The 26,834-nt window shown below is 45.6% G+C and carries 14 protein-coding genes; all 14 read right to left on the reverse strand.

Annotated features, from left to right (window positions below; genetic code table 11):
• Positions 1-726: 726 nt before the first annotated feature.
• The 14 genes from NRE15_RS06490 to NRE15_RS06555 all read right to left on the reverse strand — a co-directional run bounded on the left by NRE15_RS06490 (position 727) and on the right by NRE15_RS06555 (position 26,651).
• Positions 727-3,519, reverse strand: a complete 2,793-nt coding sequence (locus NRE15_RS06490; RefSeq protein WP_313794779.1) for a sensor histidine kinase — start codon at positions 3,517-3,519, stop codon at positions 727-729.
• Positions 3,509-4,399, reverse strand: a complete 891-nt coding sequence (locus tag NRE15_RS06495) for a response regulator transcription factor (protein ID WP_313794780.1) — start codon at positions 4,397-4,399, stop codon at positions 3,509-3,511. The genes NRE15_RS06490 and NRE15_RS06495 overlap by 11 nt, the downstream gene beginning before the upstream one ends.
• 743 nt (positions 4,400-5,142) lie before the next feature.
• Positions 5,143-6,834, reverse strand: coding sequence for an IS66 family transposase (tnpC, locus tag NRE15_RS06500; protein WP_313794781.1), 1,692 nt, complete (start codon positions 6,832-6,834; stop codon positions 5,143-5,145).
• A 104-nt stretch (positions 6,835-6,938) separates the two neighbouring features.
• On the reverse strand, positions 6,939-7,283 hold the full coding sequence (tnpB, locus tag NRE15_RS06505; protein WP_313794782.1) for an IS66 family insertion sequence element accessory protein TnpB: 345 nt from the start codon (positions 7,281-7,283) through the stop codon (positions 6,939-6,941).
• Positions 7,284-7,600: 317 nt separating this feature from the next.
• Positions 7,601-8,509, reverse strand: a complete 909-nt coding sequence (locus NRE15_RS06510; RefSeq protein WP_313794783.1) for a nuclease-related domain-containing protein — start codon at positions 8,507-8,509, stop codon at positions 7,601-7,603.
• Positions 8,510-9,335: 826 nt separating this feature from the next.
• On the reverse strand, positions 9,336-13,346 hold the full coding sequence (locus NRE15_RS06515; protein ID WP_313794784.1) for an endo-alpha-N-acetylgalactosaminidase family protein: 4,011 nt from the start codon (positions 13,344-13,346) through the stop codon (positions 9,336-9,338).
• 2,325 nt (positions 13,347-15,671) lie between these two features.
• Positions 15,672-18,740 carry a glycoside hydrolase family 2 TIM barrel-domain containing protein gene (locus NRE15_RS06520; RefSeq protein ID WP_313794785.1) on the reverse strand — a complete coding sequence of 1,023 codons (3,069 nt, stop codon included), beginning with the start codon at positions 18,738-18,740 and terminating at the stop codon, positions 15,672-15,674.
• A complete protein-coding gene (locus NRE15_RS06525) occupies positions 18,734-20,404 on the reverse strand; it encodes an SGNH/GDSL hydrolase family protein (RefSeq protein ID WP_313794786.1) in 1,671 nt (556 codons plus the stop codon). Before NRE15_RS06525 ends, NRE15_RS06520 begins: the two co-directional genes overlap by 7 nt.
• Positions 20,405-20,765: 361 nt before the next feature.
• Positions 20,766-21,098, reverse strand: coding sequence for a hypothetical protein (locus tag NRE15_RS06530; protein ID WP_313794787.1), 333 nt, complete (start codon positions 21,096-21,098; stop codon positions 20,766-20,768).
• Complete coding sequence (locus tag NRE15_RS06535; RefSeq protein ID WP_313794788.1) at positions 21,092-21,583, reverse strand: hypothetical protein; 492 nt, start codon at positions 21,581-21,583, stop codon at positions 21,092-21,094. The genes NRE15_RS06530 and NRE15_RS06535 overlap by 7 nt, the downstream gene beginning before the upstream one ends.
• 555 nt (positions 21,584-22,138) lie before the next feature.
• Positions 22,139-24,046, reverse strand: a complete 1,908-nt coding sequence (locus NRE15_RS06540) for a type 2 periplasmic-binding domain-containing protein (protein ID WP_313794789.1) — start codon at positions 24,044-24,046, stop codon at positions 22,139-22,141.
• A gap of 66 nt (positions 24,047-24,112) precedes the next feature.
• Positions 24,113-24,742 carry a YesL family protein gene (locus NRE15_RS06545; RefSeq protein ID WP_313794790.1) on the reverse strand — a complete coding sequence of 210 codons (630 nt, stop codon included), beginning with the start codon at positions 24,740-24,742 and terminating at the stop codon, positions 24,113-24,115.
• Between the two features lie 56 nt (positions 24,743-24,798).
• Positions 24,799-25,674 (reverse strand): carbohydrate ABC transporter permease, encoded by an 876-nt coding sequence (locus tag NRE15_RS06550; protein WP_313794791.1) that lies wholly within the window; start codon positions 25,672-25,674, stop codon positions 24,799-24,801.
• Positions 25,675-25,688: 14 nt separating this feature from the next.
• Positions 25,689-26,651 carry an ABC transporter permease gene (locus tag NRE15_RS06555; protein WP_313794792.1) on the reverse strand — a complete coding sequence of 321 codons (963 nt, stop codon included), beginning with the start codon at positions 26,649-26,651 and terminating at the stop codon, positions 25,689-25,691.
• Positions 26,652-26,834 lie beyond the last annotated feature (183 nt).

Consider the following 26,834-nt stretch of genomic DNA (forward strand, 5'->3'; position numbering starts at 1 on the left):
GAACTAACTCGGATCGAATATTCCACTTTTGCGAGCAATTAGGGAATCACAGCCTTTCCACTAATCCTCCTCTGTTAAATCGACGGTCTAGCGCAGTCACTGCTACACCCCAAACCCCTCTTACAGTAAGAATTCGATTTTAATCGAATTCTCCATTCAAACCCCCACTACAAGCAGACCAAATTCGATTAACATCGAATTTCGCCACTAAATCCCAAACCAAAAGCAGATAAAATCCGAGCAAAGCTCGTATTTTCTCAATCCTTGCGGTTTGAATTCAATCGAAGATTGAATTCACCCATCGAACAAAACATGAGTTTGTGCTAATATAACGCTCATCTCAGTGGATAGCTTGGTATGTAACGAGGCCATCGATTGAATGACTTAATATTCTGGCGGTATAACAAATCAAGCCGCTGAATTACTCAGTATCATAACCGCACACAAAATTCTATTCTGTCCAAAATTCCAGTCAAAAAGGACAGAATCGCGTTATTCTGTCCAAAATTCCAGTCAAAAAGGACAGAATCACGGTATTCTGTCCAAAATCGAGTCAAAAAAGGACAGAACAACACGATTCAGCCTCAGCAACCCGTGCCAAAACCAACTCACCCCATCAAAAAACAGCCCCAAACGGGGCTGCTGCGTCTTATGGCTCATTAAATTTTAACGCCACCACATCTCACGCCACACCGCCACACCGCCGCACCTCCACAACACCTCACCCTACCCCTTTACAAACGACGGAATCACAATCCGCACGCGGGTGCCGTCCCCGTTTTCACTGGTGATTTCAAAAGTCAAATCTTGGTTGTAGTACAAGGTCAGGCGGTCGTAGACATTGAGCAAGCCTGAGCGGTTGTAGGTTGGGTTGGTCAGGTAGGACTGGATTTGTTGCAGTTTTTCTTCGGGGATGCCGTCGGCATCGTCTTGGACAATGATTTCAAGTTGTTGGTCGAGATTGCGAATGAAAATGTCCAGATGAATCATGCGGTCAACATTGCGGACCCCGTGGTGAACGACATTTTCAACCAGGGGTTGTAAAATCAACTTGACAATCGGACGGTTGGCAATGCCGGGGTCGACGTCCCAGCGAACTTCAAAATTATCGAAACGGGCGTTCATGATGTTGAGGTAATGGCGGGTGAATTCAATTTCTTTCCAGAGCGGGACGACCAGGTCCTTGCGGTTGTTGATATATTGAAAATAATTGGACAACGAATGCACCATCTCAACAGCGGCCTCGGTTTGTTCATCTTCGACTAGGAAGAGTAAGTTATCGAGGGCGTTGTACAAAAAGTGTGGGTTAATTTGATTTTGCAAGGCAAATAGTTGAATTTCACGCTTTTCATAGTTTTCTTTAATTAAATTTTCCTGAATAGCAATTTTCTCGTCAACCAATTGGTACAACTCGTCTAAAATATCGTTAAAGTTTTGTTGGATTTGAGTGACTTCATCGATGCCATCTAAGAAATTGGATGGGCGATCGAGATTAATCAAGCCATCACGTTGGCTAACAATGCGGGAAAAAGGCTTCAGCACATTGGTCGCAATAAAGTAAGCCACCGCTAACAAAATAAGTAACAGCACAAAAAAGATTGAGAAATACTGACTGAGAATCAGACCAATTTCACTGGTGATATTGGTTTGATCGAATGTAACTTGATAGGTCCAACCAGCGATATTTAGTGGGAGGTTGACCTGGTGTAAATTCCGGGCTGTCGGCGGTTGGTTGGAAACGATGTTGCTGGTTTGGAATTCGAAAATCGGTTGTTGGTCGACGAGCAGGCTTTCGGACATGGCCTCCTCGAGGAGCGGCAAATCGCCGAAATAGCTTTGGTCGAATTCGATTTGGACGGTGTCGACGTTGGACAGGGTCGGGCTAGGGTTGCGAATCGGCAGTTTGATGATGCCGTACGGGTCGCTGGTCTGGGGCTGGAAAATGAATTCGTAGTCGCCGTTGTTGGTGCGCACGCTATTCGACTCATTGATCAGCGGCTGAATGGCGTGCGGATTAGTCGTGGTGCGGTACAGCTCCTCCTGCTGGTTGTTCAGCAGGCTAATCGAGCGCACGTTTAACGTCGACTGGTAATTGCTGAGGTAACGCTGAATGTTGTTGGGCGTGTTAATCTCCTCTTGCACTGGCAAAGTGTTCAGCGACAGCGACGCCAGCACATTTTGTAGTTTATTGATTTCATCATTCACCATCTGCACTTTACTTTCAACCCGCGCTTCCTGCATTTGTTGCACGTCCTGCACATAATTACCGTAAAATTGCCCGACATACAAGACCATAATAAAGGTAAACGGCAGCACCGTCGTGACAATCAGATACAGAAAAATCCGATTATGCATATTGAACGAATACTTTTTGTTCAGCTTCACCCGCCGGTCCGGCTGCTGCATGGCCATCCAATCCAGCAACTCGTAAATCGACGTCAGCGCGTTTTTGGCCATATAATCCGAAATCGGCCATGACAAAATCAAAACCAAACCCAACATCATAATAATAAATATCAGTGACGATTGGATGCCGGGATTACGATAATTGGCCGACTGAATTTTAATTTCTAAGTCGTATGGCTGAATCTCCCGGGTGAGAATAATATCCTGGTTGGTGGGTTTATAGGCGTCCCCTTTAAAAAGCAACTGGTTATTGTAACGGATTTGGTAATACTCCGGCGTTAGAAACGACGTCAAAATAGCATCCGCATTCAACGTCACAATCGCGGTCGCGACATGTTGGTTGCTGTTTGAATTCGTAATATTCGTTACAAAATACAGGCGGTTTTGGAAATACGGCAAGGGTTGGGTTATTTCGGGCACGTTTTGATAATAAATATCATTAGTGTAAAATTCATCCTCATAAAATAAATAATCCGTGCTAACCGTTGGATTCTTTTCAATCCCATTAAGCCGAAATCCCGGCACCTGCAAGCTGGCTGAAAACTGATTGGTATCCGTAATTAATAAAATATCTTCGATAAACTGACTCTCTTGAGCCATCACAAATAAATAATTAATTAACTGCTGTGACGCATGGTAGTGCTCTGCCCCAATGTAAGCCGAATCTTGCAAAGTCTCCAGGGTCGTCGTAATAAACTCGCTGTTTTCCAAAGTACTCGTAATACCCGCCGCTTGATCCAACCCCCGTTGAATCAAATTAGTCGCTTGGTTAAAGGTTTCACGAGTATTATCCTCATTTTCCTGCTGCGTAAAGTTGGTAAACTGATAATTAAAAAAGAAAATAATGACAAAACCCGTCACCAAACTCAGAATAATCGATGTCCGTGTCAAAAACGACCGCAACGACTGCCGCTCCTGCTTTTGCGGCGGCTGCGAATTCGGTTTGAAATGCGAGCTTTTCGGCTCCTGAAATGCCGGTTCCGTGGAACCGGTGTTCGGTTGGGCGTGTCGCGCTGACGGCTGTGCGAAGCGGGAACTGGGGGTTTGACTGGAAAAGGCGGCGACCGTGCGGTCGCCTGTCTTAGAAGCAGGGGTATTTATTTTAATGGTCATGGTCTTCAAAGTACTTCTTTCTGTAGCTTAGCGGGCTGTCGCCGACGACCTGCTTGAACACGCGGTTGAAGTAGGAGTGGCTGGAAAAGCCGACGGTGGTGGATATTTCCTTGAGCTGTTGGTCGGAATAGATAATCAGGCGTTTAGCGTTTTCGATGCGGATGTAGTTGACGTAGGCGTTGAAGCCGACTTCGGTTTCCTCGTTGAATAGCTTGCTGAAATAGGCTTCGTGGATGAAGAGTTTTTCGGCGATGTCTTTGAGGGTGATGTTTTCCGTGTAGTGTTCCTGAACATAGTTGATGGCATAATTGACATAACGGTTGTTGGATTTGCGGATTTTCAGGGTTTGTTCGGGCCGAGCTAAAGGGGTCGGCGTGATTTTGTTTTCGGGTTGGGTTGGTGCGGCGTCGGTTGGTTGGGTTTGTTGGTTAGGCTGGGTTGGTTGGGATGGTTGGGTTTGGTCGGCAGTTAGTTGGGTTTGTTGAGGTGCTGGTTGGGATTGGTTGAGATTGGGCTCGTCCATAATCCGGGTCATCATTTGGCGGAAATCGCTTTTCATGATGGGTTTGACTAGAAAGCCTTTGACGTTGAAATTGATGGCTTTTTGGGCGAGGTCGAAGTCGCGGTATGCTGTAAGAATAATGACCACAATATGTGGGTATTTTTCATGAAGGATTTCTACCAGTTCGAGTCCGCCCATTTTAGGCATTTTGATATCGGTTATCACGAGGTCGGGTTGTTCGTCGTCGATGAGTTTGAGGGCTTCGAGTCCGTTGGCGGCCGTCCCTACCACTTCAAATTGAAAGTCGCCCCACGGAAAGTGGCGCGCCATGCGTTCACGGATATTTTTTTCGTCGTCTACGATGATGCTCTTAAACATCTTGCTGCCTCCTTGGTGCTGTTTCCTATTTCCAGCCAACGGGCTGGGTCTATCCTATTATTATAGGGAGAAATGCGGGAATTAACAAGTGGGGAGATTGGGGGTGGTTGGTTAGTTGGTTAGTGGTGGACTGGTTGGCGGTTGACGGGGGGCGCTCACATATTCGGGTGCTTGTTGTGTGCGCGAACCGAGGCGCTCACATATTCGAGTGCTTGTTGTGTGCGCGAACCGGAGCGCTCACATATTCGAGCGCTTGTTGTGTGCGCGAACCAGAGCGCTCACATATTCGAGTGCTTGTTGTGTGCGCGAACATAAATGAGAAGTGAGCGGATGTTAAGTAAAGCTAATCGGTCATCTGCTCAGGAAGCAAAAGACTGAATAGCCTATTCTATCCAAAATCTGGATAAAAAAGTAAGTGGTAAATCAGAAAATGTTATTATCACTCAGATATTTCCATGTGACAATAACTTAGTTGAGCATTGATAGACGGCCTATCACTTCTTGCTTACCGTGAACTGGGGCGCTCACATATTCGAGTGCTTGTTGTGTGCGCGAACTGGGCCGCTCACATATTCAGGCACTTGTTGTGTGCGCGAACCGGGGCGCTCACATATTCAGGCGGTAGTTGTGTGCGCGAACGTGAGCGGGAAGTGAGTGGATGTTAAGTAAAGCTAATTGGTCGTAAGTGGGAAGTGACGGACCGGCTAATAAAAATAGTGAGGAAGTAGTATACTCATACATATCTACTTTCTCACTATTAATTTTGGACAATTTTGTTGGGTTCTATCTGACCAAGGTAAATATTCATCTATCGTTTGAGTATCTACTGTCTCTAAATCCATTTGTGATAATCCTTCAAAGAGATAGGTTAGGTAACCCTCTGGATCTAGACCGTTTAACTTAGCCGTTTGAATAATCGTCATACTGACTGCTAAAGATTTAGCTCCATCTTCACTGACTGAAAAATTCGCATTATTCTTGATTAATTTGACAGGTCGCACTAACCGTTCAGCCCGATTATTCGTAATCTCTAATGAACCATCACTAATATAACTTACTAGCGTTTCCCGTCGAGTTAAAGTATAGTTAATCGCTTTTGTTGTAGCTTTTGAGTGAAAAGGTAAGGTTTCTAACCAACTGAAAAATTCTCGAACAACTTTACTGCTTTGTTTTTTTCGTCGTTTTTGACGTTCTTCAGGTAATAGTTTTTCCTCAGAATAGGTTGACTCATAAGAAAATATCTTTCCAATATATTTCATGGCTTTTGATTTGATTGGAACGTCATCAGGAAGATTATAAAAATACCGACGTACATGCGACCAACAATGTTGAAGTGTAATGGATGGATTAAGTCCTTCATAACCACCAAAACCATCGCATGTCAAAGAACCCTGATAATCTTCTAAAAATTTTTCAGGGTGACTATAACTCCGGGTTAAGGTGGATTGATACAACGTAATCAGATAATCGTCTAAATAACCTGTGGCGTATATCCAAATCCAACTATCTGATCGAGCGGATCGCCCATCACTTCTGCGGAGAATTTGATAAGGGGTCTCATCGGCATGGATGTGCGGTGAGTCGAGAAGATGGCTAACCAATCTCTCGTAAACGACATTGAGATATTTCTCGCATGCCAAAATAGGCCAATTCGCTAACGTTCGGCGTGAGAAATTAGCCCCAAGTTTTTCCCATTCTTTTTCTTGTCGTGCATAGGGTAAATGTAGGCCGTATTTTTGATAAATAACGGCAGCTAGTAGGCTGGCACTTACTAAACTTTTTTCGATAATCGGTTTTGGTGCTTTAGCTTGAACAATTGTTGTGACATCGTGTTTGTCACACTCATGACATTTATATGACCAGCGATAATGTTGTTCTTTAATTATTTTTGCAGGCACATAAATAAGCGTCTCAAACGCTAATTTTTTCCCGAATTTTTGGAGTCCCCCCTCACAAATAGGGCAGGTGGCATTATTACAATCAAGGGTATGTTCATGCACTTCAATGGGTACATTAGTGACTGCTCGCTCTTTAAACCCCCTTGTTTTTTTACCTCGAGGGGATGTTGAAGAAGCTTTGGATTTTTTCTTAAGGACAACCTTAATAGGCTCCATATCAAACAAATCATCTTGATCTAGAGGAAGTTTTTCACTGGAAGTTCCATAGAGAGTCCGATTGGCTTGACTCAGTTGACGAAGAATCTCCTGGTGAGCGGCATCAAGGGTGTTAAAATCTTTTTGTAGTTGTGTATTTTGATCGATGAGGGCTTGATTGGCTGCCTCTTGTTCTTTAGTGACTTCTAAAAGATTTTCATAATTTTCTTTAAGGATGTCATATTCATTTTCTAAAACAGTATACTTATTTTCAATATTTTGACATTTTTCTAAAAGTTCAGAATAAGTTAATTCCCTTGATATATCAGTATATCCGCTCATGTGCTCACCTCTATTCGTATGCGTTTATTGATGTCAATATTATACCATTAAAACCTTAAAAAAACAAGCTTTTTTCCTTGATTTAAAAAGGAAAAAAGCTTGTTTTATGCCTTTCTTGGGGAAGGTTTTACTTTTGGTTCAATCGGATACCCAGACAATAAAAGATCTAATTGTTGTTCGGTAATTTTGATAATTCCTTGCGATGAACGCGGCCAGAATAATGAACCCTGGTCAAACCTTTTAACAATAGATACGATACCTTCTCCATCAAAATAGAAAGCACAAAATTCAGAATTATCTGACCCACAAACTAAAAAGACAGAATCTTCATCCAGTTTCATTTTATACTCATATTCAACCATCGCAACAAGTGAATCAAAATGACGTTTAAAATGGTGTGTTCCCTGAATGAGGTAAATATTTGAAGCTCGTTTGAAGTCAACTATCATCCAATTCCTCCCTATGTTTTATTTAAACACAGTATACCTAAATATCTTTGCTTAATAAAGACGGTGCTTCACTTCCCGCTTACATTGGTCATCAAGCACCTGATTTCGTGACCGAATAAAGCTAATCGGTCATCAAATGACTGATTTCGTGACTGAATAAAGCTAATCGGTCACGAAATATCTGATTTCATGACCGATTAGCTTTATCGTAGCCTATTTTACGGTAATACATTTCCTGCTTACGCTCGTTCACTTCCCACTTACATTTGGGTGGTTGTTGTGTGCGTGACGGGGGGTTATGGTTTATGCAGTGATATTTATTTGGGGGTTGGTTGGTAGTATGTGTATTGGCTTTTTTTGATTGATTCAAAGTTGTTTTTGAGGTGATTGAGGATGGTGTTTCTGCTGAATTGCTTTCCCATGAGCTCGTATAAGTTAGTGGCTGTGAGGATTTGGGGGTGGTTTGGGAATAGGTAGAGGAGTTCGGTGGCGTGGCGGTTTATGAGTGCTGGTAAGTGTTCTTCGATTTGGCAGTTTGGACAGTAAATAGCCGATTTGTGTTTGCGGGTGTTGTATTTGTGGCAGTTGGGGCAGTAGATGCCTTTTTTGAGTTGGGGGAAGGCTTCTGGAGTGAGGCGGTCGTAATGTTTATTGTAGGGGGTGCGATATTTATTAAGGGTTTTAAGGGTTTGAGTGTGGTTGGTTAGGGGGTGGGTGTAGGGCAGGGTTTGGATGAATTGGCGGATAGCGGTGCGGATGACGATGTCCATGTGGACGGGGTCGTGGAGGGTGTAGGTGAAGTCGTTGCCAGTGAAGACGATGACGGGTTTGATAGTGATGTTGGTGCTGATTTGGGCGGCGATTTGTTGGATTTTGCTGGTGCGGGTTTCCATGTCGTTGAAGATGTTACGGTATCTTTTGTTGTTGATGGTGACGGTGCGGTTTTGGTATACAAGGTGACCCGTGTAGTGTTTGGTGTCGATGAGGTACCAGAGGTTGTCGGAGAGGATGAGTTTATCGGCTTGGCCAGGGCCTTCGATGTTGAACCAGTAGTCTTCGAAGAGGACCCAGTTTTGGTGGGCGTAGGTTTGGAAGTAATTGGAAAAAAGTTCTTCGCCTTCGTGGCCTTTGGTCAGGTTGTTGAATTCGGTGTTGAGTTCTGGGGTGTTGAGCATGTCGCGGCGGTTGAGGGCTTCGAGGTAGAGGAGGTGTTCGTTTTTTTGCATATGGGTGGGGCTCCTTTCGGGGGGTGATTTGGGTTGATGGGTGGCGGTGAGACGGCTGGGTAGTAGGTAGAGGCGTACAGTCGTTGGGGGAATTTTGTGCTCCTACTATATATATACGTAAAAAATTGAGGATTCCACTTTTTTAGTTTGGATTTGGGGGATTTTTTTTGGAGGTGGCGGGAGCGGCGGGGAGCGCTCACATATTCGGACTGTTGTTGTGTGCGCGAACTGGGGCGCTCACATATTCGGGTGGTTGTTGTGTGCGTGAACTGGGGCGCTCACATATTCGAACGCTTGTTGTGTGCGCGAACCGGAGCGCTCACATATTCGGACTGTTATTGTGTGCGCGAACCGGAGCGCTCACATATTCGGGTGCTTGTTGTGTGTGCGAACGTAAGCGGGAAGTGAATGACCATCAAGTTGACAAGGCACCTTTTTTCTCCCATCCGCCTCTCAGACTTCTCTCTGGCGGTTGGGAGGGCCAATCCGCCTCTCAGACTTCTCTCTGGCGGTTGGGAGGGCCAATCCGCCTCTCAGACTTCTCTCTGGCGGTTGGGAGTAAGCGGGAAGTGAAGAACTGTCATTTCTCACTTATCGCGAGCTGGAGCGCTCACATATTCGGACGCTTGTTGTGCGCGCGACGATAGGCGCTCACATATTCGGGCGCTTGTTGTGTGCGCGACGATAGGCGCTCACATATTCGGACGCTTGTTGTGTGCGCGACGATAGGCGCTCACATATTCGGGCGCTTGTTGTGTGCGCGATAGGATTCTTTTGTTACTACTAAATAAAAAGACGCCTTCCGGCGTCTTTTTGGTGGAGATATTTAGTTTAATCGTTCGATAAGGAGGTTATCGAGGATGAGGTCTTTGTAGGATTTGAAATTGTAGTCGCGGTCGGTAGAAGCTTCGGCGGATGCGACTTTTTTGTCAGTGGATAGGATGCCTATCCAGCTGGTGCCATCGGGGGCGGCAGTGAACTCGTAGGTAGCGTGGCCGAAGCTGGCGCTAGTTTGCCAAGTGTTTTTTAGTCGTTCAATTTGCCAAGCGGTCGAACTGGCGTCACCGATGACGAAGGCGTAGTGGTCGTCGAGGCCGGCTTCGTAGTCGAAGCTGACGCGGTAGCGGGCACCGGGTTTAAAGGCGATATTTTGTGGGATGGTGCGGTAGAGTAATTTATTTAGACCGACCAAGCCGTTGGTTTTGAGTGACCAGTCGCCTGCAATGACGTCGCTGATTTTTTTGTCATGCCAACCGCGTTGGGTGTAAGGGGCATTTTTTTGTGCCAAGTGGATGCGGTTGTCTTCGACGCCCTCGCCTTCTGCGATGACGAATGGGAAGATGCCTTGGGGCACGGATTCGAAATCTTGGTAGAAGGTGCAGGGATATTTATTAGAGGGGTGTTGATTGTCGAAGTGTTTTGAATGGTTTTCGACAATGCGCACGTTGTCCCAATAGGTGGCGCCGGTGCCTGGGTCGCGGGTCAGGGTGAGCTGAGTGGCGGTCGGGTCGGCGGCGGTGGTGAAAAAGACGAACAGGTTTTGGAAATAGGAGCAGTCGTCCACGGTTGCGTTGAGGCGCAGGGTGTTGTGGGGATCTGCTTTGACGTAATTTTGCGCGAGCGAGCGGGTCAGGCTATTGGTGGTAGCGTTGATGGTCAGGCTGGCTTGGGCATCGGAACGGTTGTCGACAGCGATATAGGCAACGTAGTCGGTGTTGGGCGCTAGGCCGGTCACGGTTTGGGTCAGCGTGGTCGTGGTTGCCGGCGCGTCGATGCGCAGAACCGGATTAGCGCCTTGGGTTTGCGCGATACTAACGGCATCGCGGTCGCCAGTGATGGTCCAATGGTCTAGGGTGCCGCTGTTGAAGCCGGTGTCGATCAGGTGGGCCTTGCTGCTCCACTCAAGGTCGGGGTCGGCTTGGGTTTGCGGTTGGGTATAAATGACGTATGGGGTGTTGCGGGCAAGGTCGGCGTTGAGCGTTGTTGCGGTCGCGGCTTCGTCTGCCGGCACGACGATTTGCTCGTTGGCTTTACCTTGCGGGGTCAACTCGTAAATGTACAGGGTTTGGCCGATTAGGGCTTTGGGTAGTGGCCAGGGGGTTGGAGCCTCCGTTGGGTTAGCGGTGTTGCCAGTACTTGACGAAGTTGGCGTCGCCGCATCGTCAGCAACTGGATCTTCCTTGATTCCGTTGCCTGCTAGGCGCTCGTCAGCTTCGACGGGGCGTGCTATTCCTGAATAGTAGTAATATTTATTTGTCACGCGTTCAGTCGCGCCACCTTCACCGCCACCTTCACCTTCACCTTCACCCCACCCCCAAGGTATCAAATACGTATCTCCCAACAAAACCAACTCCCCATTCAACCGAATCTCACGCTGACTATAACCCGGATCAGCAGGATCACCAGACAGGCGGCGAATTTCCAAGTGGTCGCCGGCATCATTGGTCAGTACCATCCGCATCTCCGGCGTCCACGCATAGCGCTCACCATTGTCACTCATCTCGACCGACTCCCCCATCAGAACTTCCACCACCACGTAGTGTTGGAGATATTTAGTTGGGAGGTTGACGGCGAACAGGGTGTCCAAGTAGGACTGGTAATTGCTGCGGCCCTGCCAGCCCTCAAAGTCGTTCAAGACATAGCCGCCCAGCAATGGTGCAACCGCCGCCCCGCCGTATTGCGGATAGTCGGCGACCCAAGCGTCTTTCTGGTGGTTGCGGATAAAACGGGCGATGGTCGAGTTGATGCCCTTGAAGGCGTAACCGCCGTAAGGCTGGTCGACCGCCCAATGATGAAAGGTCGCATCATACTCGCCGGTGTGCCCCCACTCGAACGCCACGCGCCAACCCAGGCCGTTGATTTCCTTGGCCAGCTGGTGGGTCGCCCACGCACGCTCGTCGCCAGACTGGTGGTTGCCCCACACATCGACGTAGAGGTAATTGAGGTCGTCCCCCGCCACCGCCTTGAGATCCTCGAAACGCGTCAAACGGCCGTGGGCCAAATCGTAGGCCGAAACAATGTTGATTGCCTGATCCAACCAATTCCAACCGTAATGATACTGCCCCTGCGAATCCTTGCGCAAGCGGTTCGGCTCAAAGTACGGCGACTCCGGATACGTTTCTGATGCGTTCACATGGAGTCCGATGTGCGCCCCCAGTTTTTTTCCTTCTTTTAATAAATATCTGAAATCCTCTTGGCCACCCATGCGTTGGCCGATATCTTTGTAGTTGAGGTGCCCCGAATCGTGGCCTTCATTGCCATAACCTTTCAACATCACCGCTTGCTGCAAGCCATCTGTGTTGAGGTAAACTTTTTTGATTTCGTCCAGGGTCATCAGGAAAGGATTTTGTGCTTGTGAACCAAAGTTCATCGCAATCCGGTAACCTACCAGGTCCGGCGTTTGTCCAGCCCCATAAGGGGTGTGCATAATCTCACGATAAGCAATCGCCGCATCCTGCCAGTCAGTTTTCCCATCTTGGTTGCGGTCGGTGGTAATTACCACTTTGGCTTGTGGCAGTTCCAGCGTGTGGGCTGGGTTGACCTTGTAAGTCCCGTCAGCCGTTTGATAAGCCGTTTGGTAAATCCAAGGCGAACTTTGAATCCCAATATAGTTGGTGGACGCGATGGTTTGCTTTTTCGCCGTCAACCGTGTGTAGTCCTCGGTTTTCCCCCCATGACTATACTGCGAATTCGACCAAACCCCGGCCGCCAATTGTTCATACGAGACAAAAGCGTACATAAAGCCTTCATTCAGCGCTGGCATCGGGTTCGCCACCCTGATAAATTGATCCCCACTGTGGTGGGTATCATTCGACATCGTCGCCCCCGCAAATTGCGCCTGCGCTTGGTCACTCGCCACCGAAACCAAGAAATTATCCGGAAAATGAATCTGCTGAATTAATAGCGATGGGTCGTCTATGCGTTGACCGGGTTGGATTTGATGCTTATTTTCAATACGTGTAACCGTAAATTGCAACCCGCTATTGACCAACGCCAGCTCCACCGTCAACTCAGCATCAATCTGATGTGCCCCGTCTTGCGCACGCAGGGTGTATTCCGCCGTTGCTGCGTTCAGTTTTTTATAAGTCACCTGCGGCGTGACAGGAATCTGATTAATTTCCAAGCTCGTCAATGGCTTAACCTGCCCAAAAATCACTTCCCCCTTGTACTGATAAGCCTTCACTCGCGGAAACTGCGTATCAATCGTCGCCGACAATTGCCCATTCGAAAGCTGGTCATAAATAGTAGCCGCGTCATCGATAGCCGGCCCCGTTTGCAATGGCTCCTTCGACCAATCAATCGCCTCGGCCTTTTCAAAAACCCCCATCGTCGTCCGGTCCAAGCCCGTCGTCCCCAACGTCAAATACACCGCCGACGATTGTTGCAACGCCTGCATCACATCGGTCGGAATATTCGCATTGTCCAACACACTGACCTCGTCAACCAGCACATTCAACTGCCCATCCGCCTTCAAATTCACACTCAGCTTAAACGCCTCATTCAGGCGTGGCGCAGCGGTATTTATTGGCGTGGTTTGATTCGGAATTTCCCAAAACCACCCCTCCGCGTTAAACCCCACAAATAAATACCGCTGCGGCCCGCCGTAGTGCAATAAAACCCCAAATTGGCGGTGAGTGGTAGCAGATAAATCAATCAAATTAAAACTCAGGCTGGTGCTCCCACTGGTGGAAGCCTTGACATCAGCGTTTTCAAACAGCGCCGCATTCTCACGGTTATTATTTGAAAAAGTCGACCCCAAAACCTGATACGTTTTGTTACTAATAATTTTCTGCGAGCTATTCCCCGCATTATTCGGTAGCGTCTTCCATTTTGACAAAGTACATGCTCCTCTCGACGTTTCAAAATTTACAATTAATTCAGCCGCTTATTTTCTTATGCGGTTCATTCCAGCTTATTAAGCTTAATCTGTCATTTGCTCATGGAGCAGATGACAGATTAAGGCTATTCGGTCTTTTGCTCATAGTAAGTGGGAAGTGAAGAACCGTCATTTCTCACTTTCGTGAGCGCACACATATTGGAGCATTTGTTGTGAGCGGGAAATGTGTGACCATTATATAAACTACCAATTAGGCTATTCAGTCATGAAATTAGGCATTTGGTGACCGATTAACTTTATTTAACGTTCGCTCACTTCCCGCTTACCTCCCAACCGCCAGAGAGAAGTCTGAGAGGCGGATGGCCCTTCCAAACCGCCAGAGGGAAGCCTGAGAGGCGGATGGGATAAAAAAAGGCGACTTGTTAATTTGACGGTCTTTCACTTCCCGCTTACGCTCACGGCGCAGATGACAGATTAGAGCTATTTTTTCTTTTGCTCTCGGTAAGTGGGAAGTGAAGAACCGTCATTTCTCACTTACGTGGGCGCACACATATTGGAGCATTTGTTGTGAGCGGGAAACTAAGCGGGTAATGTCTGACCATTAAATAAACTACCAATTAGGTTATTCGGTCATGAAATTAGGCATTTGGTGACCGATTAGCTTTATTTAGTCACGAAATCAGTTATTTGATGACCGATTAGCTTTACTTAACATCCGCTTACGTTCGCGCACACAACTACCGCCTGTATATGTGAGCGCTCTGGTTCGCGCACACAACAAGCATCCGAATATGTGAGCGTGAAGTTGAGCGCACACATATTGGAGCAGTTGTTGTGAGCGTGAAACTAGGCGGGAAATGTGTGACCATTATATAAACTACCAATTAGGTTATTCGGTCATGAAATTAGGCATTTGGTAACCGATTAGCTTTATTTACCGTTCGCTCACTTCCAGCTTACCTCCCAACCGCCAGAGAGAAGTCTGAAAGGCGGTTGGGAGAAAAAAAAGCGACTTATTAATTTGACGGTCTTTCACTTCCCGCTTACTCTCACGGTTCAGATGACAGATTTGGGCTATTCTGTCTTTTGCTCATGGCGCAGATGACAGATTAGGGCTATTCTGTCTTTTGCTCATAGTAAGTGGGAAGTGAAGAACCGTCATTTCTCACTTTCGTGGGCGCACACATATTGGAGCAGTTGTTGTGAGCGGGAAATGTGTGACCATTATATAAACTACCAATTAGGCTATTCAGTCATGAAATTAGGCATTTGGTGACCGATTAACTTTATTTAACGTTCGCTCACTTCCCGCTTACCTCCCAACCGCCAGAGAGAAGTCTGAGAGGCGGATAGCCCTTCCAAACCGCCAGAGGGAAGCCTGAGAGGCGGATGGGATAAAAAAAGGGGACTTGTTAATTTGACGGTCTTTCACTTCCCGCTTACGCTCACGGCGCAGATGACAGATTAGGGCTATTCTGTCTTTTGCTCTCGGTAAGTGGGAAGTGAAGAACCGTCATTTCTCACTTACATGGGCGCACACATATTGGAGCATTTGTTGTGAGCGTGAAGGGGAGCGCACACATATTCGAGCATTTGTTGTGAGCGTGAAACTAAGCGGGTAATGTCTGACCATTAAATAAACTACCAATTAGGTTATTCGGTCATGAAATTAGGCATTTGGTGACCGATTAGCTTTATTTAGTCACGAAATCAGTCATTTGATGACCGATTAGCTTTACTTAACATCCGCTTACGTTCGCGCACACAACAAGCATCCGAATATGTGAGCGTGAAGTTGAGCGCACACATATTGGAGCAGTTGTTGTGAGCGTGAAACTAGGCGGGAAATGTGTGACCTTTATATAAACTACCAATTAGGCTATTCGGTCATGAAATTAGGCATTTGGTGACCGATTAGCCTAATTGTTAATTTGACGGTCTTTCACTTCCCGCTTACGCTCACGGCGTAGATGACAGATTAAAGCTATTCTGTCTTTTGCTCATAGCGCAGATGACAGATTAGGGCTATTCTGTCTTTTGCTCACGGTGCAGATGACAGATTAGGGCTATTCTGTCTTTTGCTCACGGTGCAGATGACAGATTAGGGCTATTCTTCCGAAATATTCTGTAAACCAGCCACTTAAGCGCTAATTTTTAAGACTTTCATTATAACCTTAGTTGTTTGTTAATCATCGACAAATAAGTTGAGTGAGAATCGACAAGGAAAGTTGGGGCCGAATCGACTATTCTGTCCTTTTTTACTTGAATTTTGGACAGAATAACCCTATTCTGTCCTTTTTTACTCTAATTTTGGACAGTATATCCCTATTCGCTCATCCAATCAGTGACGCGCAAGTTAAATGCGTAGCTAAACGCGGCGTCGTTAAATTGATATTTATTTAAAAGGTCTGGGCCGTTGGAATTGCTGCCGACGCCGTTGTGGCGGGCGTCGAGGTAAAGGTAATGGCTGGCCTCGGGCTGTAACAAGTCGCGGTGCTGGACCTGGGTGAGTTGGGCGGCGGAAAACGGGGTGAAGTTGAAGGACAAGCCGTCCGTTTCAACCGGACTGGTTATAACCAGTTGGCTCCCATCGCCCAAAATATTCAGATAACTTGTCCGATTACGTGCACCGTTTTCCTGAGGCTTGATGTAAGGCTCGTAGAAATCGGTGATGGCGCCATGGAAACGGCCACGATAGTTAGCGTGGTGCTTGTCGATATAACTTTCGTGCGGGCCATTGCCAATGTAGTCAGCAAAATCAAAAGGCTTCACCAACGGTAATTCCAAACCGAAACGCGGTAGGAACGGCATCGCCGTATTCCGCTGCGCCTCGACAGCCACCTGCAATTCGCCGCCCGTAGTAATGGTATAGCGAACCACCAGATTCAAAATATTTGGCCGCGCAACGGTGGCTAGAACCGCCTTGTAAGTGACAACAACTACGTCACTCTTCTCTTCTACCTCAAAATCATTAACGTAAATTTGCGTGCGGTCAAAGTTGAATTGACGCCACGAATTAGCGACAAATCGGTCATTGTCCATCGGCGCACGCCAAATGGTCCAGTGACTCGGCTGGTCCAACAGCGCCTCGCCCTTATAGGAAATTTGATTCAAAGCCGCAGTGCCTTGGCTAAAGACGAATTCAGTGTCACCCACCTTCACAGTCAGCTCAACGGCCGACTCCGTAATGGCCAAATCACCACTAGCCACCGGCGCTTGCCCCACAACAAATTCCTCTAACTCAACCGCATCAAATCCCAGCTCTTCCCCATTTTCAACATCCAAATAAATAACTCTGAAACTCGCTATGTCTGCTAAATCGATACCCCAATCAAACACAGCCGTTTCGCCTGGACCCACATTAGGGACGTCAACCAAATCAACCGTATCCACCAACTTTCCATCTAGCCCGTACAACTCAATCGCCACACGGACACGATCAGTCAAGTAGCTAAAATCATACCCATTAACTAACGAAATCTGCCCCGCATCAAAATCAACCAAACGCACGCGGCGGAAAACTTGGCGGTGCTCATAAGCGCCTGAATGCAAGCGACGGTCAGGATCAACGATACCGTCCACACAGAAATTACCCATGTGTGGGTATTCGCCGAAGTCGCCCCCATAGCGATAAATAGGCTCGGCACCCTCTTCCGCACGCTTCACATTCACCGCATGGTCCGCCCATTCCCATAGGAATAAACCAACAAATGCCGGGTGTTTCATCATATAATCGTAATAGTCAGCCAAATCGCCCGGCCCATTCCCCATGGCATGAGCATATTCGCACAACAGAAATGGCCGGTCTAAGGTTTCACCTAATTCTACAGGCAAATCATCGCGGTTAGTACGTGCAAGCTCTTGAGCCTCAGCGGAATCCGGCTCAAAATACAAAGCATCCATTTGCGCAATACTTGGATACATCCGGCTCCACACATCAATATACTTATCATCAAAGCCCTTCGAACGGTCGCGATAAAAATAGGTTTCCTGATGCAACGGCCGCGTCTCATCCAAATCACGGGCATGCGCCAACATTTTTTCCGTCGCCACGCCATAACCCGACTCATTGCCACCCGACCACATCACAATCGACGAAAAATTCATAAATGGCACGATACTGGCATCCATTCGGTCAATGAAAGCCGCAATGTAAGCCGGATCATCCGCAATCGTATTGTAAATCTCCACATCATACGAACCTGTCAGCGCCACTACCCCATGCGCCTCAATATCCGCCTCGCTCATCACATACAAACCAAGCCGATCGCACAATTCGTAAAACTCCGGCGACTTCGGATAATGCGCCGTCCGCACCGCATTCATATTCAACGACTTCATCAAACGTAAGTCAGCTTCCTGGTCAGCCAAGCTCACCGTCGCCCCCGTATCCGGATGCGTATCATGATGATTGACCCCAATCAGCTTAATCGACCGATGATTGACATAAAACGCCGTTCCACGAATCTCAATCTGCCGCAGCCCCAGCTCTTGCCGGATCACCTCCCCACCCGTCTCTAGCAGCATCACATACACATTCGGCGTCTCCGCATTCCAAAGTAAAGGCTCTTCCACGTCAATCCATACCGCTGCTTCTCCCCTTGTTTGTATTTGCGCAACTAAGTTTTGTTTAGGATCAAAGACTGAAACATAAATATTTTCTTGTAGCTGTAAATCTAGAAAATCCACTTGAATGGTGGCTTGGCTTAAATCTTCTTTCACTGTCGTTTCTATTTTATACTTATTAAGGCGATTTTTAGGTCGAACTAATAAGTACACATCTCTAAATATACCTGAAAATCGATACTTATCTTGATCTTCTAGGTAGGTTCCATGACACCATTTCAGTACTAAAACAGATAAATAGTTGTCACCTTCTTGTAAGAAGCCCGTCAAATCAAACTCCGTATTCGAATGCGAAATTTGACTATAACCCACAAACGTCCCATTGAGCCAGACATAAAAAGCGGCATCGATCCCTTCAAAATGCAAATGATAATCCTGTGCTTCTAATAATTTGTCCACTTTTATAACCCGTTTGTACAAACCCGCAGGATTCGCAAAGGGTACATAAGGCGGGTTGTAAGGAATAGGATATTCAAAATTAGTGTACTGAATTTGATCATAACCTGCCATTTGCCAGCAAGATGGCACGGTCATATCCACCATCCCCTGAGTGTCACCATCTAACCAATAAGCTTGGTCAATAGCGCGCACATTCTCAAAATAACGAAATTGCCACTGCCCATTTAAATCTTGGTAACGGCTAGACTGACGACGGTTGCTCGCTCGCTTAGCTTCCTCAACGGATGCATAGGGCACATAGTAATTGCGTCGTGGTAAATTATTCACTTCAAATACCGTTGGATCTTCAAAAAAATTTGGGATTAACATCGTTTCCTCCTTATAAATCGTTGCGCCTTATTGCGCGCATACGCGTACTCCGTCAACCAGTGTGCCTCTTCGATTTCAACAAGCTGCCTCGTTTCAAAACGCGCATCATCTGTTTCCATAACATAAACAACATCGCCAATCGCTACTTCGACGTCTCCTTCTAAATAAATATCTTCAAATTCAATCGCAAAGTCATGTTTCATCAATTCCGTTCCCACGGTTGGCAAGCCTAAAGCCCGCACCAACTGTTTGGCCATTATCATTTGCCCGCGGTATGATGGATGGATGCCGCTATCATTGAACACGCCGAATTCCGGTAGGCGTAAGTAGGGATATTTATTTAAAAGATCTTCAAATAAATACAGCTGGTCTACGAACGCGGCTTGGTAGTCGTGCGCAAGCTGAGCGGTGATTTGGTGGTATGCCCCATGCTTGTCGGTGACGTCCTGCCAATCCTCCTTGAAAGCCGGCGGCAAGCTACGCAAAACAAGTGGAATATCGCGACGACTTAGCTGATCCAACAGTTGGCGATAATGGCTCTCAAATTCCTGGGTACTTAGCATTTTCAAATCATTGGTGCCCAGCATGATAATCGCAACATCGGCTTGAAAATCATGGAGCCGGTGATCAATGGCAGCGAGCGTCGACTGCGTGGTCGCCCCACTCACGCCCGTATTGAAAACCAAATCGTGTGGGCGCTTAAGATCATGATGAACATATTTTTCAAATATCTGCGCCACACTTTCATAGCCATCCGTGTGGAGGGCGCCATGAGTGATGGAGTCCCCCATAAACAACCAACGCAACGGTTTGTCTTGAGCAATGAGTGCTTGAATTTTTTCGCTGTTAGGCGCCGCTTGTGTTTGATAGACTGGTTGCACCGTATCGATGGTGTTATTTTTGGTGGGCACAGCCTTGAGCCTACTGTATGGCAGGATATCTTTGGTGTAGCCAAAGACAGTGGTGATCAGTTGCTTCGCTAGCCTTAAGTGGCCTAAAGGATTGAGTTGTCCATCACGCGTCAGCCCCTCTGTCCAATTTTCTGTATGGCTGAGGTGGAAGTGGTCAACAACTAACAGACGCTTCCTTGTTGCTTCTGGCAAGGTGTGAATATAGCTTAAAACCTTGTAACGTAACGCTTGTCTTGGGTCGTCTTCTTGGCCATAAGGGTTTGCGATGTAATAAGGCAGTTGTACAACGAGAATACCCGTGTTATTTATTTGAGCGTGAGCTAAATGGATCAGCTGATCAAGGTCTTTTGTCATGTCTTTCTGCTGGTAATAGGCAGCGTCTTCTTCGTCAAATAAATAGGCGGTCGTTTTGTGCTGGTAGGCTTGAGTGTAAGTCGACCATTGTTGGAGGGTCTCATTAAGCGCTTGACCCGGGCGGCTACCGTTGATAACAAAGCGCTCACGGCTACTTTCGTTTTCAGTCAAATACTGCCAACGATAAGCCTCCTCAAAATGCCCCACATAATTCCGCGCCAACTGCAGGGTAGCGTAATCGCCTTGCGTGGCTTTGCCACCGAGAAAAAGCCACGAGTTGACTTGTCTGTCATCCAGCAAATCCTGAATCAATGCTTGATTCAGCACACTCGAGTAATTATTTTGCCAACTAAATATCTCTGCTTGACTCCTATTGTTCGTATGTTGCGTTCCGTTCATAAGCCTATCAGGCCCCCTCTGTAAGTTATATCTGTTTTTCATGCAGTATGAACTACCGTTTTGTTAAGTATTTCCTTATTGGCTGGCTTTTTATTGTTGGTGAAAGCCGGCAAATTGAGCAATATAGCTCAGTGTTTTACTTTCCACCTACACGTTACCCTATAAGTGGAATATTCTACGTATGTGTTACCGTCAGTTTATAATAGACTACCTTTGTATGGAGGAATTTCATAAAAATTATTAGGCAAATACTTGTTCAGGTCATTGCTTTGTTAGCAGTGACCAGATTAATCATTTTAAACTAAAGATTTCTGAAAAAATCTCAAATTGAGATGATTCATCGAAAAGAATCAGCCTTTTATCACGTTGATGCATCGCAAACAACCACTCGTTCGATTCTACTTACATTTGCCGGCTTTCGATTCTTGACGACATCCGGCAATTGACTTTGCCGGTCTTCAACATAAATCGACGTCCGGCATTTTAGCAATTTACAGCATATCCCACGATTTGCCGGCTTTCGATTCTTGACGACGTCCGGCAATTGACTTTGCCGGTCTTCAACATAAATCGACGTCCGGCATTTTAGCAATTTACAGCATATCCCACAATTTGCCGGCTTTCGATTCTTGACGACGTCCGGCAATTGACTTTGACGGTCTTCAACATAAATCGACGTCCGGCATTTTAGCAATTTACAGCATATCCCACAATTTGCCGGCTTTCATTTCTTGACGACGTCCGGCAATTGACTTTGACGGTCTTCAACATAAATCGACGTCCGGCATTTCGGCAACTTTCAGCATATCCCACAATTTGCCGGCTTTCATTTCTTGACGACGTCCGGCAATTGACTTTGACGGTCTTCAACATAAATCGACGTCCGGCATTTCGGCAACTTTCAGCATATCCCACAATTTGCCGGCTTTCATTTCTTGACGACGTCCGGCAATTGACTTTGACGGTCTTCAACATAAATCGACGTCCGGCATTTCGGCAACTTTCAGCATATCCCACAATTTGCCGGCTTTCATTTCTTGACGACGTCCGGCAATTGACTTTGACGGTCTTCAACATAAATCGACGTCCGGCATTTCGGCAACTTTCAGCATATCCCACAATTTGCCGGCTTTCATTTCTAGACGACGTCCGGCAATTGACTTTGACGGTCTTCAACATAAATCGACGTCCGGCATTTTAGCAATTTACAGCATATCCCACAATTTGCCGTAACTGGGAAGTAAGTTACTGTCAGTTTATGATAGACCATCTTTGAAATGGAGGTATTTCATAAAAATTATTAGGCAAATCCTTGTTCTGGTCATTGCTACTGTTAGCAGTGACCAGATAAATCATTTTACACTAAAGATTTCTGAAAAAATCTCAAATTGAGATGATTCATCGAAAAGAATTAGACTTCTATCACGTTGATGGATCGCAAACAACCGTTCGTTTACTTCCCGCTTATATCCTAGGCAAGTTTAAGTATGTTCTACTTAATCCCATATGTGGAATATTCTATGCGCATATATTCCACTTAACCCCATACCAAGCAGAATTAACTAACCAACAAATAACAAACTCCGCCTATATCACCACCCTACCACTCCACCACCCCATAAATCACAAAAGGCAGGAGGTCATAGTGATCTCCTGCCTGATATTGGCGTGATTGCGGCGATCTTTGTAAATAAAAACCATCGACAATTTTCTAAAACATAGTATTTATTCGACTTATTCGGATTCTTCTTCTGACGCTTCTTCGGAATCCGCATCGGCATCTTCCGCTGATTCTGCATCTTCCGCAGATTCTTCTTCACTTTCTTCGGTAGCTTCCTCAGTTGGTGTACCAATCAAGTCGCTTACAAGCGGCGCTTTCAGGTATTCTTCAAGCGTTTCGCGTCCACCGTTGTTCATGTATTGTTCCACGTAGCTATCCCAATCTGCTTCGATATCGATAACGCCGGTAATACCGTTCATACGGAATTCTTGTGTTAAGGTATCCATTTGTGAACCGTAACGAGTCGTTACTTCAGCTAAGTTGGTTTCGTTGAATAGATCCCAACGTACTGGACGGATAGCATATTGTTCAACCACGTCTGGTCTAGCAAAGAATTTGTCCATTAACTCTAATGTTTTCACGTGTGTTAACCAAATTAAATGTTCTTTGTAGTACGTTCTATGTGAATAATCCCAGAAGCCCATTTCGCCTTCTTCAGCATCGTATTCAGGACGTACGATTAAGGTAGAGTTTCCTTCTTCGCCCATCCAGTCAGAGTGCTCACCAGGGATACCGTATTTCGTCCAAACGCCTTCTTCTCCATAGTGCATGAAGTCAAACATTTGTAAGAAACGAGCTAATTCTTCATCCGTAACAGAAGCATTTACATACATATTGTCACCTAATAAAGTCACTGGCATATATGAAGCTTGACCCGCATCGCCATTAGGTCCAATTTCATGGTTGGTCACTAATAATTTAGCATCAGGGTTAGCGGCTAAAATGTTTTGAGGAGCACGTCCGTCAGTCCAAGCTTCTTGCGCTAAGTAAGTTCTTTGAGCGATATAGTAACCAATTGAACCTGCTGAGTATTTTTCCCAACCTGTTCTTTCATCTAAGGTGGTCCACTCAGGGTCAATTAAACCTTTGTCATACCAATCAGCAAAGGTTAATAACGCTTCTTTGTAAGCATTGGATACTAAAGGTAACGTTAATTCGCCATCTTCTTCTAAGTTATAACCTGGTGCAAGACCGAAAGCACCAAATAATGTTTGACCCCAGTTTAAGTTATTGTTCGCTGGTAACAAACCGTAAGTGTCATCTTGACCATTGCCATCTGGATCGTCAAAAGTGAAAGCTGTTAAAATTTCTTCTAATTCGTCTATCGTATAAGAATGTTCGGTCATGTAAATACGTTCATAACCATCAGAATCCCCAATTGGCTCAGCATCTTCTGGAATTTCAATCCCCAAGTTTTCCATCCAGTCCATCCGTAACGTTGGCGCCCAAATGATTCCTTCCGTATGGCCTTGATAACCAATTAATGACAAGTAAGCATTTGGATCATCCGGATCCGTGTTCATACGCCAACCTAAACCATCATCCACTTCGTCTAACATGGCTGCATAATTTGGTGCATATAATTCTATCATATCACGCGGAATAGAACGGGTTAACCCATCTTGGAAAAATTCCAATGGCGTCATACCACCTGATGTAAAGGCAAACGTATCTGGCAATTCATTTGAAGCGACTAAAATTGACGTTTCTTGCGAGTTCCATGTATCCGTGAACACATTTGAAATATCAATATTGAACATTTCTTCTAAACGTAATTCCACCCAGCTATCATCCACCGCATTCCCTTTGGTAACCACCCCTGATAATTGCATCGCAACAGGTTCAGAGAAGTCACCCGGCGCCGGTAAACCATCGATTAAAGCCGCTGTGTCATCGCCTTCTGATGTTTCTTCTGAGTCAGCCGCCTCTTCCGTTTCCGCAACGGATTCTTCCACAACTTCCGTCGTTTCGGCTACTTCTTCAGATGAAGCCGCATCATTTGAGCCACTGTCGCCGCATGCTGCTAAAACAAGCATGGATGCAAACAATAAACTAGATTTAACAAAAAATCCTTTTTTCATTTTCTCTCTCCTTTTCAAACCTAAGCAACATTGCAACCACTACTTCTTTTAATAAATATCACTGCCTTATTTACTTGTTTTTTCTAAACGTACCGTTAAGCGGTTTATCGCGTCAAGTCCAACATAGGTTAACCCAAAGGCCAACATGGCAATGGCTATAAAGGGGACTAAGATAAACCAACGGACGACAACATAAGCAAACAAGAGTAACATTAGCCCCATAATGACGGTATGCACAGGACACGCAAGCATGATAATCACCGCATGCTTAATCGTTTGAAACAGACTAAGGTCCAAATGCACCATGATCGTTGGGATATACAAACAAAGTAAAGCAAATAAGATAATAAAACCATAGCCAGCAAAAACAAATAAGGTAGCTACCCCCGTCGTAATTTGGGTGGTTAAGCGAAAGTAAATCACTAACAAGGCCGCAAAGACCAATGAGCCGTAACCCACTAGATTCGCCCTTTTAAATTCTTGTTGGTAGACTTCCCAAAATTTTTCCTTGCGGGCATTAATGTCTTCATTGCGGATCATATCACGACTCGTTCCAAAGATAGCAATTAAGCTTGGGAAGATACCTCCCACGATCAAACCACGGAGGACGCCCATCCAGAAGAACAGTTGCAACTTAACCATTTCAGCTAACCAGGTCATCACACGCATTAACAAACTATCTGCACTGAAATTCATCGTCATATTCCTTTCTATTTCTTTCATAAAGCAACAGTGTCGCAGCGATATTTAGTTTAGCCTTTAACCGCTCCGAGTTGAAGCCCTTCAATAAAGTAGCGTTGGGCAAACGGGTAAACGGCAATGATTGGCCCGATGGAAACCACAACGGTCGCTGCCCGCACGTTGGCGAGTAGTAGCTGCGCGGCGTCTGCCCCAGTTCCGGACACTTGATAGTCCATCCGCGACGGATCGACGTCGACCAACATGTCACGCACCAGTGTTTGTAAAACATCCAACGAACTATTACGGATATAAATGGTGGCATTGAACCATTCGTTCCAGTGGTAAATAGCCGCCCACAAGGCGATGGTTACTAAAATCGGCACACTCAGTGGCAGCACGATACGAACCAAAATGGTGAATGGGCTAGCCCCGTCCATAATCGCCGACTCTTCAATTTCTGAGCTGATACTTTTGAAGAAGTTTCTTAGGATAATAATATACGACGTGTTTAAGGCTACGGGAATAATAAGCGCGGCACGTGTATCTAACATGCCTAAGTCCCTTACTAATAAATACCGCGGAATCATCCCGCCGTTAACATACATGGCAATAATGAATAAAGCAACGAAAAAGTTTCTAAACGGCAAATCGTCACGTGATAATGGATAAGCGGCTAAAATTGTTACCGTCACAATGGTAATCGTACCTAGGATGGTACGAATAATGGTGTTGGTGTAGGCACGACCAACATTTCCATAATTAAAGATGTATGAATAAGCTTCTGTCGACCATTTTTCAGGCCAAAGTGAAATGCCTAATCCTCCGGTATTGGATGAATCTGAGAAGGAAAGGACAATTTGGTTCCACACTGGGTATAAAATTGAGATACACAGCAGGACTAAAAAAGTGATATTTAGTATATCGAATAAAGTGATTTTCTTTTTCATGTCGCGTTTCCTTTCTATAAGATTCGTTGGCCAGTGGTGCGTCTAACGATATAGTTAGAGGTACCAACCATAAAGAGTCCCACCAAGTTTTGGAACAAACCAACAGCGGTTGAGTAGTCAAAGTTAAAGTCAATCAAACCTATCCGGTAGACGTAAGTATCAATGATGTCGGCTACTTCGTAAACCGATGGGTTGTACATATTTAAGATTTGGTCGAAACCAGCACTCAAGATACCACCGACACGCAAGATTAACATAACCAATATAATTGGCATAATGGATGGAATCGTAATGTAGCGCATTTTTTCAAAACGTGTGGCACCGTCCAGTTCAGCGGCTTCGTATAAAGCCGGGTCAACCCCCGTAATCGCCGCTAAATAAATAATGGAGCCATAGCCAATCCCTTGCCAGATATCTGTCACCACAATAATCGGTACGAACCATTGTCGACTGGCTAAGAAGTGAATCGGTTGTCCACCAAACAAAGTGACAATATAGTTAACAATTCCCCGTTGAGGTGAAAAAATCTCAATCATCATGGCGGCAATAATTACCCACGATAGGAAATAAGGTAAGTAAGAAATCGTTTGGGTTATCTTTTTAAAACGAACAAAACGGAGTTCATTCAACATAAGGGCTAAAATAATCGGTGCCGGAAATCCAAAGATAATTTTCAAGAAAGAAATCCAAATGGTGTTTCTTAAAGCTCTTGTAAAAGTAAAGTCTGAAAACATCCGTTTGAAATGATCAAAATTATTCCACGGACTGCCAAGAATTCCTTTTCCTGGTGAGTAATCTTTAAAAGCGATTAAAACCCCATACATAGGTCCATAACTAAAAACGAGTAATAGCGCGAGTGGGATAATCATCATAATGAGAAACGGGATATTTTTTTTGAAATTTCTGCGTTTCAAATTTTGCTTGCGCTGTTTATCGGTTAGTCCACCCGGTGATGGACTGGTAACATTCACTTGCATATTGTGCCTCCTTTTGATGTAATCAATTCAAAACGGTTACTGCGGTTCTTTTCAATCATTCGCAACCCCTTTCATTTTGATTATAAACACGTCTCAATCAACTGCTATTAATTTAACATATTGCCGCTAGGCTAAATTGAACTTTTTTTGAGAATTTTTGCATTATTTTAATGATAAGGAAAA

Source organism: Fundicoccus culcitae (genome assembly GCF_024661895.1).
Lineage (GTDB): Bacteria > Bacillota > Bacilli > Lactobacillales > Aerococcaceae > Fundicoccus_A > Fundicoccus_A culcitae.